Here is a 14689-nt window from a genome sequence, read left to right as displayed (position 1 = left end):
AATTTTACGTCTAAATTTAAACAGCGCTCGCCACAAACCCGCAAAAGCCTTAAAATTTTGCTCTTTTCGACGCCATCAAAACGAGCCCCACCGCAAACGACGCCGCGAGCAGGTGGCTGCCGCCGTAGCTTAGAAACGGCACGGCGATACCCTTTACTGGTGAGATCGACGTAATACCGTAGGAATTGATAATGAACGAAAAGAAAAACATAAAGCCGATACCCAGGCAAAAGAGGAAATTTACGTTACTCGGCGACTTACTCGCGGTCTGAAAGATGCGAAATAGCATCGCATAAAATAGCGCCACGATGAGCAAAATCCCGACAAATCCCCATTCTTCGGCGATACCCGCGAGCACGAAGTCTGTATGCACCTCGCTCAGATATCCTAGCTTAAAGCTTCCAAGCCCGAGCCCCTGTCCGAAAAACTCGCCGTTGTTTATCGCATTTAGCGAGTGTCCGACCTGATACGGCGCGCTAGCGTCCTCTATGCGCAGCCCAGCGGCAGTTTCCGGCGACATAAATGACAGCACGAAATCCTGCACGCCGCCCCACCACGAGCGCACGCGATCGACCCTGTGCGCGCTAGTGACGATAAAGACGTAAGCAAGCCCCAAAATCCCCATAAAGCTAAAGCCGATGAGCTTGAAGCTCGTGCCCGCAAAAAGCGACATAAAAATCATCGTAAGCCCCAGTACCGCGACCTGCCCTAGATCGTTTTGCACGATGGCGACTAGGATCACTACAAAGCCGAAAAGCGCTACGTAAGGAAGCAGCGTCGCAATCTCGCGCCCGATGCTTTTTTTGGAGTGATCGAGCTTGCGCGAGAAGCTCCACGCTAAAAAGTAGATGAAGCCCACCTTGAAAAATTCCACCGGCGCGAGGTTAAAAAACGGCAGTCTGATCCAGCGCGCCGCGCCGTTTACGTCGGCGACCAGGGATTTGGGCAAAAAGCCCATCGCGAGCATCAAAATCCCCATTATCGCAAAAAGCGACATGCACACCGGCGTTAAGCATTTATCGGGATCGGCGCGCGAGACGATCCACATCACCGCGATGCACGCGATCCCTACCGCGCACTGACGATAAAAAAAATGTAACGGCGTAGCACCCAGCAGAAGCACCGTATATGAGCTCAGCGACAGCGAAAATATCATGCCGATCGTAATGAGCGCGCAGGTGAAGTAATAAAGCCATTTATCGGTTTTCAATCATCTCTCCGTTTTAAAATTTATTCGCATTTGCGTGTGCCGTGCACGCTTCGTCTGCTGCGCGAGGCTCGGACTTCGCATCGCGCCCGTGCTGCATGGCGCCGATCGCGCATCATTTTTTTGGCATGCAGCGCGATCGCGCATCTTTTACGCGTGGCACGATCACACATTGTCTTTTGGAACGCGGCGCGAATTTTATTCTCACACATAGGCGGCTTTTCGGCGTACACTGCAGGGTAGCGCGCCACAAGGTACGATCTCTAGTTATCCCGCAAGTGTGCATTGCGTACGTTCTATTCTAACATATCGCGACGACTTTTGACGCACGCTGCCGCACCGTAGAGCGCAACCTTTTAATTACAGGCGGGTGCATTCTGCTCTGGTAGGCGTATCGCGACGACTTTCGGCACGCGATAACAAGGTCGCAAACCACAACTACGCAAAATCACACAAGAGTAGCGCGCGGTAGTTACAAAATTTTACGCCGCAACATCATTGCAAACGCGCTCGCGTGCCGATCTATTTTCAACGCGCAGTGGCGTAAAACATGTCGCATCTTACAACGCAGCCACACTGTAAAATATGACTTAGCTGCAAAACCGCGTTTGCACTGCATAGTCCGTGCGCAATTTCGTTTTAAATTCATTCGCTGCTACGTCGCAAATTTCATTAAATTTATACGCACAGCGATAAAATTTTATTCTAAAATTTTTACATCGCAGAGCATGTAAGCATATTCGCATCACAAAACATACCGCCAATGCAGCCGCACTGCGAATTATACCCACACAAAACGCCGCGCGCCAAACAGCTTTTGTCGAGCGGCTTTCGACACAACGGCTTTTAGTGTGCAGCGCGAGCACTCGTGCCGCACGTCGGTCGCCACGCACAACCGCAATACTTTGCTACTAACCTTCAGCACACAACGAACTTTTTACTCATGTACTCGCGCGCCGCAAGCCAAGTCTGCAGCAACTTCTTCCGCTTGCGCAGTCGCAAGACGTTTCATATCGGCGCGGCGCGATTTAAATTCGGGTCCGTTGCGGCAAATTTTAAAATTTCAAAATTCCAAAGCCCAAAAAGAAGCAAAATTTTAAAATTTTAAATTCTGCGGAGCTTTGTAAATTTATAAAATTTAAAACCGTAAAATTTTTAGTACTCAATTTTAAAACTGCCCTATTTCTACTCCGCTTGCACTTTGAAATTTCACACCGCAGTTGAAATTTAGTGCCAAGAGCACAGCGCACATTAAACTCGCGCCTTATAATAAATTTAGACAGCGCGCACGTCGCAAGCGCAAGCTGTAAAACGCGCTTGTTTATACCCGCCGAGCACTACTTTAAAACGCCTGCCGCACCGCAAAGAACTTCGACACATCCTCGCATCCGTATAAACCGTCTGCCTTGCTGCAGCCACAGAGGCACAAGCGCGAGCTGCGAAACGCGCAAATTTTAAAATTTAAAATCCGCCATGCAGATCAAAAAATTTTAAAATTCTACCGCTTCATATCCGATAAATTTTAAAATTTCACCGACGCAGATCGATTAAATTTTAAAAATTCTGGCGCCCGCAAATCCAATAAATTTCAAAATTTCGCCGCTTAAATTTTATCGAAATTTTGAAGCTTACTTAATTATATCGCGCTGGCCTTTGGCGTTGATCTCGCTTAAAACGCCCATCTGTTCGAGCTGCTCGATGATCGTCGCGGCGCGATTATACCCGATACGCAAGCGGCGCTGCAGGTAGCTGATCGAGGTCTTCTCCTCCTCCAAAACAATCGCCTTCGCCTCGTCGTAAAGCTCGTCAAGCACGATATTTTGCGGATTGATTATACCGCCTTCTTGCTTGGCGCCCTCGTTTTCGATCAAAAATCTCTCGTCATAAACGACGCTTTCTTGCGCCTTTAAAAATTCCGCGATCTTGTTGATCTCATTCTCGGTCGTAAACGGCGCGTGCAGGCGGATGAGCCCCGGCGCGGTAGGCGGCGTAAAGAGCATATCGCCCCGCCCGAGCAGGCTGTCCGCGCCCATCTGATCCAAAATCACCTTACTATCAACCTTCGAGCCCACTCGGAAGCTGATGCGGCTAGGCAGATTCGCCTTTATAAGCCCCGTGACGACGTCCACGCTAGGGCGCTGCGTCGCTACGATGAGATGGATGCCGCTGGCGCGCGCCATCTGCGCCAGACGCGCGATGTAGTGCTCCACGTCCTTGCCGCTCGTCATCATCAGATCCGCGAGCTCGTCGATGATAACGACGATGTAAGGCAAAATTTCACCGCCCTCGCGTAGCATCTTTTCATTGTAGTTATCGATGTTTTTCGTCCTGTTTTGCGCCATGAGCGAGTAGCGCTGCTCCATCTCTGAAACAAGATTACTTAGCGCGATGATCGCCTGCTTAGGCTGCGTGATGACGGGCGTTAGCAGGTGCGGGATGTCGTTGTAGATGCTAAACTCGAGCATCTTCGGATCGATCATTATAAGGCGCAGGCTCTTGGGCGAGTTGCGATACAAAAGGCTAAGCAGCATGGCGTTGATGCCCACGCTCTTGCCGCTTCCGGTGGTGCCTGCGATGAGAAGGTGCGGCAGCTTCTTAAGATCGGTGACGAAAGGCTGCCCCACGATGTCCTTGCCAAGCACGATGGTAAGCGGGCTGGAGGCGCTTTTAAACACGTCGCTTTCTAAAATTTCGCGCAGATAGATCGTATCGATATTTTGATTCGGTATCTCGATGCCTACGACGTCTTTGCCCGGAACCGGCGCCTGGATACGGATGGTCTGCGCCCGAAGCGCCATCGCCAGATCGTCTTGCAGCGTTAGAATTTTACTCACCTTGATGTGCGCGGCGGGGCGAAACTCAAAGGTCGTAACGACTGGGCCTGAGTAGGTCCGCACTACGTCGCCGTCGATCTTAAATTTACGCAGCTTATCGAGCAGGTCGTAAATTTTACGATCGATCTCGCTCTCGTCGATGCTACTTTTCTTTTTCGGCGGCAAGTTTAAAAAATCAAGCGGCGGCAGCTTAAAATCCTTGGGCTTAGCCATCCTGCCCTTATCGAGCTGATCCAAAAGCCTTTTATTTTCGGCGACCTCGCTTAGGCGCTCGACCCTTTTTAGTCTGCTCGGCTTTCCCTTTTGCGGCATTTTAAGCTCGCGTTCAGCGGAAGCCTGCGGACCCTGCGCGTCACCGAAATTCTGCTCATTCTCGGGCTCGCGAGCATCGTTTAAATTTTGAAAATTTTGCCCGCTTTCAAAACCGCGTCCGCTTGCGCCCTGCTCCGCAAAATTACCCTGTTTCGCCGAATTTTCCTCTGCGCTTAAAGTGTCATTCGAAGCGTTAAAATTTTCCGCACCTCTCAATCCTTGCGCAGACGAATGCCTTGCGAGCCCGCCCCTTTGTGCTGCATCCGCGTCGCTAGCAAAATCATCCCCAATTTCATCCTGCGAGCTTTCATCTCTTGAGCCAATAAAGCAGTTTTTGATGATGTCGGTAAAGCGATCTTCAAATATAAGCACTAGCGAAAGCACAAAAATCGTAATATTAAAAATCCACACGCCGACGCTTCCGATCATTCGCCTAAGCCCGTCCACTGCAAAGCTGCCGACTGCTCCGCCGCTAGCACCAAAGAGACTCGACTGCACCATCAAAATGGTAAAAAACAGCAAAATCGCGCCGATGCTAAACTCAAAAAATCTAAAGTCAAAACCGCGAAAATGCTTATAGGCTACGTATGCTAAAGCGAGCAAAAATAGCGGATAGATGTATGCAAAATAACCAAATAGCTGGGTATTAAACGAGCGGATGGCATTGCCTGCGCTGCCTACAAGCGCGGAATCGGGCGCAATAGTAGCAAGCCCAAAAAATATTATGATAGCCGATACGACGATAAAATATACTTCTTTAACTATGATTGATCCTTAAATTTAAAGCGGTATTTTAGCCAAACGAAGGTTAAAATTTTATTTGAAGGACGAAATTTTAATGCTTTGATAAAATTCCGCGCCCTCGCAGGCGCGGAATTAAAGGGGTTAGTTTTTGACGGCTTTGCCCAGATCCCACATAGGCATGAAGATACCCAGAGCCAAAAGAAGAACCATGCCCGCCATAAAAAATAGCATGATCGGCTCTACGTAGCTTGAGATATTATCGATAATATCGTCGAATTTCTCTTTATAATAATCTGTAACGTTGCCGAGCATCTTATCGAGGTTACCGGCCTGCTCGCCCGCGCTGATCATCTGAATAAGCATACTCTCATAAAGCCCTGTATTGTTAAACGCCTCGGTTAGGCTTACACCTTGCTGCACGGCAATTTTAACGGTAGAGAGCTTCTCTTTTAAAGTATGATTATCCACCATTAAAACAGATGTATCCAGCGCATCAGCGATAGGAATACCCGCTCGCACGAGCTCTGTAAAAATAAGCATAAATCGCGACATCGTCGAGAAAAATATGATCTTACCGAATAGATAGACCTTTAAAATCGTCTTGTCAAAGCCCTTTTTAAACTCGGGATTATTGCGATATGCCCATCTAAGAGCTATGATAGTGCCTATGATGCCCGCTAAAACAAAAATTCCATAATTATTAAGCGTGCTTTCGATACCAAGTAGAATTCTAGTAGGTAGTGGCAAATCCGCGCCTAAATCCTCAAAAATCTCACGGAATTTCGGCACGACATACATCATCAAGACCGAAAATGCAATCGCCATAACGATCATAAGGATCATCGGATAACGCATCGCCTTTTTAAATTTACGCTGGTTTTCCCAAAGCTCTTGAAGCATAGCGGCAAGCTTGGCTAGAGATTCTGCCATATTACCGGTAGCTTCGCCCAGACTTACCATCGCAACGACGACATCGCCGAGCTGGCCTCTAAATTTCTCCGTAGACTCTGTCAAGCTAAGACCTGCGTTAAGATCATCGTTCATCGCGCTGAAAATTTCTTTTAGCGTCTTATCCTCTGCCGCTCTTGCGACCTCTTTGATCGAGTCGTGGATTGAAATTCCGGCATTTGTCATAACCGAAAGCTGGCGGATCGACGCTACTAACGGCAGCGTTCTAACTCTTCCGCTTCCACCTAGCATGCGCGAAACCTGCGCCTTAAAATCGCCGCCCGTATTGGCTACGACTTGGGTTTCACCTCTTTTTACGATCGTCCCGCCTACGCGCTGCTTCATGAGATTGTTTGCTTGCACCTTATCGCTAGCTTGCAAAAACATCTTTCTTCTTGCGCCCTTGGCGTTGTATTCAACTTCTAATTGCTTTTTCATTGTTTAGCCACCCTATAAATTTCTTCTATACTAGTTACTCCGCGCGCAGCACGTATAACACCGTCTTCAAACATATCTATAAAACCCTCCTCCTTCGCCAAGGCTCTCATATCGTCCTTCGAGCCACCGTTAGCGATCAAGCTCTGCATTTTATCGGTAATAGGTAAAATTTCACTAATCATCTCACGCCCCATGTAGCCCGTTTGACCGCATTGATCACAACCTACGGCCTTGAAAAATGTGTATTTTTCAGGCAAAAATTCCTTCAGCTGATCAAGCATCGATTTAGGAAGATTCGTAGGCTGCTTGCAGTGTGGGCAAAGCTTTCGCACAAGACGCTGCGCCTCTACCGCAATCAGTGCACCACTTATGAGATAGGCTTCGATACCCATATCCACTATTCGCGGGATCGCACTAACGGCGTCGTTTGTGTGCAGGGTCGAGAAAACCAAGTGTCCCGTAAGAGCAGCCTGGATTGCAATCCTAAGGGTCTCTTGATCACGGATCTCACCGATCATTATGATGTCGGGATCTTGTCTTAAGATCGAGCGCAGTGCTGAAGCAAAGGTAAGACCTGCTTTTTCGTTAACTTGAACTTGTTGGATTAAATTTACTTGATACTCGACTGGATCTTCTACGGTAATAACCTTTGTATCGATATTTTTAATATCGTTTAGCGCCGCATATAGCGTCGTAGACTTACCGCTTCCCGTAGGTCCGGTAACCAAGATAATACCATATGGAGCCTTCATAGCGTTATTAAATTTCTTAAAGCTATCAGGGTGCATGCCGAGCTTTTCCAGGCTGATGATAACCTTGGATTTATCTAGGATACGCATAACGGTAGATTCGCCGTTGATAATAGGCAGCGTCGAGATACGAAAGTCGTATTCGCGACCTGAAATTTTCATACTAAACCTGCCGTCCTGCGGCTTGCGGCGCTCGGCGATATCCATATTCGAAAGCAGCTTCAATCGGCTTACTAGCGGCGGATAGATGTCTTTATCGAAGATAAAAATTTCAGCAAGCATTCCGTCGATACGCGTGCGCACGACGCAGTTATTCTCGGTCGGCTCTATGTGAATATCGCTACCGCGCATCTTAATAGACTGACTGATTATCATCTCAATGAGCTTTAAAATCGCCGAGGTATCATCACTGCTTCCGCTACCGCCGGTGTTAGCAAGCTCTTTGCGGATCTCCGCTACGAGCCCTTTAATGCTCTCTGAAAGCTCAAGCTTAGATAGATATTTATTTACTTGATTTGGATCGGCTACTACGATTTTAAGCAGCTGTTTGCTAAACATAGCCTGCGCTTTATCTTGCGACTCAAGATTAAACGGATCAGAAAAAGCAACGTAAATATTCAGATCATCCGCTTTAACCGGTATCACGCCGTATCTTTTAAGCTGTGCGGTAGGAGTGCGTTCCGATAGTCTGAAATCTATGTCGATATCGTCTAAGTTCATATACGATAGGTTCATTTTCTTGGCTAGAATTTGCAAAAATTCTTTCGGATCCATCGAAAATTTTTCGCTTATATCATCAAATTCTATCTGACGACGCTTGTATAACTCAACTAAAATTGAGCAAAAATCATCCTGACTTAGATAGTTATCTCCGACTAAAACCTCGCCCAGCGTCAAGCCGATATCCATCTTGTCCTTGATTTCTGGAACAACGGTGCTAGTAAGGATATTGTTTCGTATTAAAATCGCAACAATCTGCTCTTCAATCTTCGTCATCGCGATCACCAATAAATTTTAATCGAGCTAAGCTTATCGCCAGCATAAATTGCAATTACCATCTTTTTTACCTCTTCCTCTTCTTTGATAAAAAGCTCGGCACGCTCGCCGTTTTCTAGGGTAAAGACATACGTATCACTCTTTTTTACGTATGCTCTCTCCGTAAATTTATCAAAAATTTCAGATAAAATATAATTGATCTTAGGCGTTCTTATATAGCTTATGTCTACGCCGTCGCAAAGCGCCAAATAAAGCATCTTTTTTTGAAAAATTATAGTCGAATAAAGAGAAGCATTCTCGCGAGCCTCTTTCGTTTTATACAGCATCACCGTAGGCACGACGAGCTCATTTACTTTATCCATCTTGAGGCATGCTTTAGCATACATATTCGCAAGCGCCTCGCTCTGCTCCTCGATGAATAAATTTCGCACGCTTTCTTGGCAGATACGGTTATACTGACCGATCTGATCCCAGTTGCGCACGTCATCGGCGCTAACTGCAAATAACGACGCGATCGCAAAAGCTAAAATATATAAAATTTTCATAGTTTATCGCTTCTTATCTTTGAAATGAGGTTAGAAATTTCACTATTTTTCGCCTTTGCGTTAAAGGTCTCAAGAGCGTAAAGCGCGTCTTCTTTACGACCCTTTTTATAATTGGCTTTAGCAAAAATTATCCAGCTAGCGACGTTGTCCTTATCAAGCTCATTTGACGTAAGAGCCCATTTGATCGCATTGTCGTAGTCTTTCTTATTATACGCTTCTTCGGCTAGCGATAGCGAATACTCAATCTTATTTGTCGCGTAAAATTTGCTCTCCAAGCTCTGTTTATCTTCGCTTAAATTTGAAGTTTTTATCTCAATCCTGGAACTTAGCGGAGCGCTACTTGCGGCATTTGTAGAACCTCCCGAGAAATTTGATTTAGGTGGCAATGGAGCGCGTCCAAAATCTATAACCTCATTTTTGGGTGGCTGATTTGCAAAAGCTGCGTTATTGGTATTAGGTACGTTAAACGTAGGAACATTTTGATTGCCAAAATTCTGTCCACCAAAATTTTGACCGCCGAAATTCTGAGCCTGAGCTTGCCCGCCATAGTTTCCGCCATTTTCGTAATTATTGGTCATCTTAAACCCACCGGAATCCTCGCTAGATAGCACACCCACATCGTTTAAATTTAAGCTTGGGCGTTCCTTTTCGTGTTTAGAGGCGCGGGCAACTTTCGGCGCGCTGATATTGTAATCTTCTTTGGAGATATTATTTTGCACTGCAAGATCTGCCGCCTGCTGCTCGGCATCATTAGCAGAATTTGAAGCACCACCTTTGTCTTCAATATTTTGATTGATACTTGCCATACTGACGCTATCACTATCTTTAAGCAGCCAGAATATCGCTCCGATCGCAACCGAGATCAATATCAAAAGCCCCAAAATCGTCTTGTCGAATCTCAATACGAAATTCGGCTTAGATTTCAGGAAAGAAAACTGCTTTCTGTTTTTGTTATACTCTTCCCATTTTTTTTCAAGTTCGTTTACTTCGTAAAATTCAAGCATTTATTATCCCCGAGCCTATCGCTGCCATCTCTATAATTTTATTATTAATCTGCGAAAAACTAATTTCCGTAGGTTTATTTACTTCGTAATACTCAAAAAGCTCATACATCTTATACATAAGCTTGTTGATATTCCTCATATTGCCATCCGTTAAATTTAAAATCAAATCGAAATTATCGTCGCTAAACATAAAATAGTATTGTTGAAAGCCATGAAGCACGAGCTTTTTTTCAATATACAGCTTGACTTCACCTAAATTTGAATTAGGAAGCTCGATGCTCTCCCAAATTCTAGTTTTAAAATAATCCTTTGCGAGGCGATCTTCCTCGTCTGTCTTATGAACCGTAAATAAAAATTTAAATAATCTGGTATCCGCCATAAGGCGAATTTTTTCTATTAAATTTCCTGGATACAGCTGAGCTTCGTCGAGCAAAATAACGACCTGCTCCACCGCTCCCACATTCGTAGAAATTCCAAATCTCTCTCTATAAACCCGCATAAAATTTTCATAATTATCAATTGGCTCGCTAGGAGTTGAATGAAAAATCTGCGAATAAAGCTCTAAGAAAAATTCTTTCTCATCAAAAAACGGCTGCGGCACAAATACGACTCTTACCTTTTTTTCAAGATCGACCTTGATCTTATTAAGCAAAAATGTCTTGCCGCAACCCGGTTTGCCGTAGAAAAGTATAAGTTTTAACGGCTTTTGCAAAGCATTTAAAATTTTATGATAAGCAAGGGTCGATTTATCGAGATTAACGAAGTCCGAGACTTCGTTATCCTCGATAAAAATCTCCTTGATCGCCGTATAATTATTATTACTCATTTTCGTAGATAGATTTTGAGTAACCTAGCTCTTTAAGAGAGGTAGCAAGCGGCGCGCCGGTATTGTCGATGATATGTGGAGTTACTACGAAGATTAGCTCTGATGTACTCAAAACATCGGCAGTACTTTTGAAAAGATTTCCGATTAATGGAATTTCAGCTAGCACAGGTACCCTAGTATTATTCTTGGACTTAGTTGCACCAATCAAACCGCCTAAAATTACAGTATCGCCATCATCTACCCAAACTACACTAGAGAGTTTCTTTTGCAAGGTATCAGGTGCGATATCTCTTCTGCCATTCTCTCTCCTTACATTATCTTCAGCATATTTAAGAGAACTTAAAGATGGATTAATTCGTAGCATAATCCTATTATCGTCTGAAATTTCAGGCAAGATATTCAAAAGAATACCTACAAATATTGAATACTGATCATCCGACTGAGTATCTCCACCTTGATAATCGCCTGTAGTAGTAGATTTCAATACATAGTTAATGGTATCACCTACAGAGATAATAGCAGGCTGATTATTCATCGTAGTTACTTTAGGGCTTGAAATAATCTTGGTTTTACCTTTAGTCTCTAGGAAGTTAATCAAACCGTCGATATTGAAATTTAGATTAGCCCCTATCGTCCAAGTTCCGTGAGTATCGCTAGCCTTTCCTCTATTTCCGTTATCTATGTGATATCCTGAAAGCTTAGTCGGATCTCCACCTACATAAGTATTAAATCCTAGTTGAAATTTACTCCAATCAATACCGGTAGTGTATTCGTTATTTAGCTCGACAGATATGATATTTACGTCTAGCAAGACTTGGCGACTAAGGCGTTTTTGCATACCGCTTAGATATCTATCTACGCGAGCTATCTGAGACTTCATAGCAGTAACGGTTACTAAACCGGCATTTTGATTTATAATAGGAGCGACTGCGACGTATTTTTCGGTACCGTTATTTAAAACAGAGGTGATTTCCTCGCTAATCTTCTCCCAAAAATCAAATTTCTCTTTGGTAGTGATCTTATTGTCTTCTTTATTTTCTTTATCGTCGCTATCATCCACTTTCGTAGGTGCGGAATCGACAGAAGATTTAGTAACAGCAGTACCTTCTCTAATAGAAGTGATGTAATCCACCTTAAAAGTCCTAGTCTCTAGCGCCGAAATTTTTAATATACCATGAGAATACTCATAGCTTAGATTATTCTCTTTTATGAGTAGATCTAAAACTTCGCGTAAAGAAAGGTCTTTGATGCTTACGCCTTGCAGCGGCTTGCTCATCTCCTCTTGAGCGATAGCGTCTTTTGCTACCACCGAAAAGCGGCACATATCGGATAGCTGAGTTAGCATCTCGTTTAGCGTAACGGTATCGTTAATCTTAATATTTAGCGCCTTCCTATCGCAGTTACCTGCAGTTGCGGGAGCGGCATATAGACTAGTAGCCGTAACAGACAAAGCAAGCATAGCAGCTATGCTAAGCTTTTTACTTATATGTAATAATGACATTTTGACTTCCTTGTTTTAGTGTTAGTTCGACTTTATTTTCATCGTCGTTGGTAATAATAACGCTATTACCCGTTATTTGCACGATCTTATATGAGCCTACATACTCGCCCAAACCATACCACTTATCGTTTAGCTTAACCTTATCGCCCATAATACCTACTAGCTGATAACCTAGATCCACCTGCTGATTAGCTTCTCTAGGCGCATTGGCTTCTTTAGGATAAAATGGATCTTGCAAAGAAGCTATCTGCTCATCGCTAAGACCCACTCTAGGCTTACTAAGATCATCGAATATCGCATCGTATTTAGCTTTATAGGCTCCATTACTAGGCGCTACCGTCTGATTATTATCTACAGCAAATAAAGCAGTAGAAATCAGCAAAGAGCATAAAATTAACTTTTTCATTAGTAATTTACTCCCCAGATAGATATACCGATACTTCCACCGATTTTGCCATTTTTAGTGGCATTGATATCCATCTTATTTACATCTACGATCATCTCCGATTGTTCGATTAGGTTGATATACCTAAGGACATTCGAAAATGCTCCTTCAAATTTCACATCTATATCCAGCAAAGCCTCAGGCTGAAAAATTTGTTTGATGCTAGGCTCTCTTCTATCGCTGTGAATAGCGTAAATTTTAATATTGTTATTCTCTGCGATCGTTGAGAGGCTATCCATAAATTTAGCCCAGTTCTTTTCATTATAGGTAAGCTTTGAAATTTCTTTTAGCTTACCGTCTAGATACCCACGCTCTTCAATGATATTGTTAAGGTTGGTCCTAGCACCATTGAGGATATTGCGCTTATTATCAACGAAAGCTTTAGGATCACCGCCAAAAAACTCATTATATTCTCTTTGTGCGCCTTCAAGCTTAGTCGTGGCAGTACTTAGATTTGTTTCGCTCTCCTCTAAATACGGATCCGCATAGCCACTCAAAATAAAGTAAGCTACCACACCTACAAACAATAAAGCTATGTAAAAATAGTTATTTGCACTATTTCCCTTGGAGGCAAACCATTGATCAAGTTGATCTAATGAACTTTTCTTTTTCATTATCTAACCTCCACACTGATATTACTATCGTAAAAGACGGTTTTATTACCCTCTTGTAGCGCGATTGTTTTAGTATCCACGCCATACACCTCTTTTTTACTGATATCCTCTAAAAGCTCGGTCATCTGCTTATCGTTTTTGGTGCGCACCTGAACAGTCAGAGTCCTATTCTCATCACCGATCCTAACCATATTGCCCTTATTTTTAACGACCATATTGGTTAGCTCGAAAATAGAAACACCCTTCATAGCGTAATTATTTTTCTTATCTAAGATGGCATTAATTAGATCGCGCCTGTCATTAAGCTCCTTGCCACTCTTAGCAGCCTGGGCATTTACCTCTTTAGTCTCTTTATCCAAACGCGCATTTTCTGCTCTAGCAGGAACCATCTGATCTTCTAAACCCTGATATTCGCTAGTTTTATCGTTAGCTACCATATTATTATAATATCCATAGCCGAAGTTATACGCAGGATACACAGCGCCAAGTAAGCAGCCTAGCAGCATATAGCCTATCAGCTTGCCGGTTGATCTTTGGGTCAAAGGCGGAGGTCTCATAAACGGCGAATAGTTGTGATCATCGTCTTTAGTAACCAAATAATCTTGACCCACCAAGAACATCAAAATATCTAGCTGAGTGAGTGGATAATCTTTTGCGTTGATTGCAACGTTAAAATTAAAATCCTTGTATCTTAGCTTCAGATTATTTTCTACAAAAACCTCGATCGCAGGAATTTTACCAATATCCGTTCCGATATAGACGTTTTGAATATTGACGTTGTAAATTTTACTAATACCGTTCAATACGTCGTTGATGTAGTAAAACATATCGTCAAAAATTTGGATCATATAATCGCGTTCGGTCGGATTTTCTAAATTTACTCCCTGTTTGGAGAGCAATCTATAAAAGCTCTCTTCATCGACCCTGCTACCGACTAGCTCGACATATTTTTCATGCAAGAATTTTAGGTTGTATCTTACTTGACGAGATTGAAAATATTCGCCGTTTTGATACACTACCAAAAACGCATCGTCGCGCTGCAAGTAGATGAAGCAGTCGATTCCGTCGCGAGTTAGGACGCCTCTATTATACAAGCCCTCATATAAAAACGGAGCCATAGCCACATAGTCGATGTAGTTCGTCCTAGCGGCGATCGCATCGAATTCTGAAGTGAGTTTGGCATTATCTACGACGAAGACATTGAAAATTCTATCATCGCCGCCAGCACCTATTACCTCACTATAAGTGATTTTGTAATCCAAAGCGGTGTCAAGCCCCAGCTCCTCATACACCTTAACGACGATCGCATCTAAAAGATCCGCGTCCTCTACCGATCTGCTTATTTCGACCGTCGCAGTCATTATATCCTTATACGGAATATATGAGACGTAAGTTTCCTTCGCACGATTCGCTTTTGAGAAGTCGTGCTCGAAAACTTCATTCTCACTTAGACCGAATATGGTTTGCGTGACTTTGTTAATCGCAACAATCGAACTAGCATTTTTACTATTCTTTGCCATAACACT

11 protein-coding genes are annotated in these 14689 nt (G+C 43.8%); all 11 read right to left on the bottom strand.

The features are described 5' to 3' along the window. Positions 1 to 49: 49 nt before the first annotated feature. Positions 50 to 1210, bottom strand: a complete 1161-nt coding sequence (locus tag Q0460_RS05355; RefSeq protein WP_297923671.1) for an FtsW/RodA/SpoVE family cell cycle protein — start codon at positions 1208 to 1210, stop codon at positions 50 to 52. A 1625-nt stretch (positions 1211 to 2835) separates the two neighbouring features. Then, entirely contained in the window at positions 2836 to 5079 is a 2244-nt protein-coding gene (locus Q0460_RS05350; RefSeq protein WP_299085776.1) for a DNA translocase FtsK, read from the bottom strand. 159 nt (positions 5080 to 5238) lie between these two features. Continuing rightward, complete coding sequence (locus tag Q0460_RS05345; protein WP_005870289.1) at positions 5239 to 6483, bottom strand: type II secretion system F family protein; 1245 nt, start codon at positions 6481 to 6483, stop codon at positions 5239 to 5241. Then, entirely contained in the window at positions 6480 to 8228 is a 1749-nt protein-coding gene (locus Q0460_RS05340; protein ID WP_040303655.1) for a GspE/PulE family protein, read from the bottom strand. The genes Q0460_RS05345 and Q0460_RS05340 overlap by 4 nt, the downstream gene beginning before the upstream one ends. 5 nt (positions 8229 to 8233) lie before the next feature. Beyond that, on the bottom strand, positions 8234 to 8773 hold the full coding sequence (locus tag Q0460_RS05335) for a hypothetical protein (protein WP_177389145.1): 540 nt from the start codon (positions 8771 to 8773) through the stop codon (positions 8234 to 8236). Continuing rightward, positions 8770 to 9777 (bottom strand): hypothetical protein, encoded by a 1008-nt coding sequence (locus Q0460_RS05330; RefSeq protein WP_299085654.1) that lies wholly within the window; start codon positions 9775 to 9777, stop codon positions 8770 to 8772. Before Q0460_RS05330 ends, Q0460_RS05335 begins: the two co-directional genes overlap by 4 nt. Continuing rightward, positions 9770 to 10603 (bottom strand): ATP-binding protein, encoded by an 834-nt coding sequence (locus tag Q0460_RS05325; RefSeq protein WP_297960242.1) that lies wholly within the window; start codon positions 10601 to 10603, stop codon positions 9770 to 9772. The genes Q0460_RS05330 and Q0460_RS05325 overlap by 8 nt, the downstream gene beginning before the upstream one ends. Continuing rightward, entirely contained in the window at positions 10596 to 12104 is a 1509-nt protein-coding gene (gene mshL / locus Q0460_RS05320) for a pilus (MSHA type) biogenesis protein MshL (protein WP_297951162.1), read from the bottom strand. Before mshL ends, Q0460_RS05325 begins: the two co-directional genes overlap by 8 nt. Next, positions 12082 to 12510 carry a hypothetical protein gene (locus Q0460_RS05315; protein WP_299085652.1) on the bottom strand — a complete coding sequence of 143 codons (429 nt, stop codon included), beginning with the start codon at positions 12508 to 12510 and terminating at the stop codon, positions 12082 to 12084. Before Q0460_RS05315 ends, mshL begins: the two co-directional genes overlap by 23 nt. Further along, a complete protein-coding gene (locus Q0460_RS05310; protein ID WP_295152091.1) occupies positions 12510 to 13163 on the bottom strand; it encodes a hypothetical protein in 654 nt (217 codons plus the stop codon). The genes Q0460_RS05315 and Q0460_RS05310 overlap by 1 nt, the downstream gene beginning before the upstream one ends. Further along, entirely contained in the window at positions 13163 to 14683 is a 1521-nt protein-coding gene (locus Q0460_RS05305) for a hypothetical protein (protein ID WP_299085650.1), read from the bottom strand. Before Q0460_RS05305 ends, Q0460_RS05310 begins: the two co-directional genes overlap by 1 nt. Between the last annotated feature and the right edge of the window lie 6 nt (positions 14684 to 14689).

Source organism: uncultured Campylobacter sp. (genome assembly GCF_937980635.1).
Classification (GTDB): Bacteria; Campylobacterota; Campylobacteria; order Campylobacterales; family Campylobacteraceae; genus Campylobacter_B.
The sequence above is the reverse complement of the archived record's forward strand: the minus strand, read 5'-3'. Positions and strand labels throughout refer to the sequence as shown.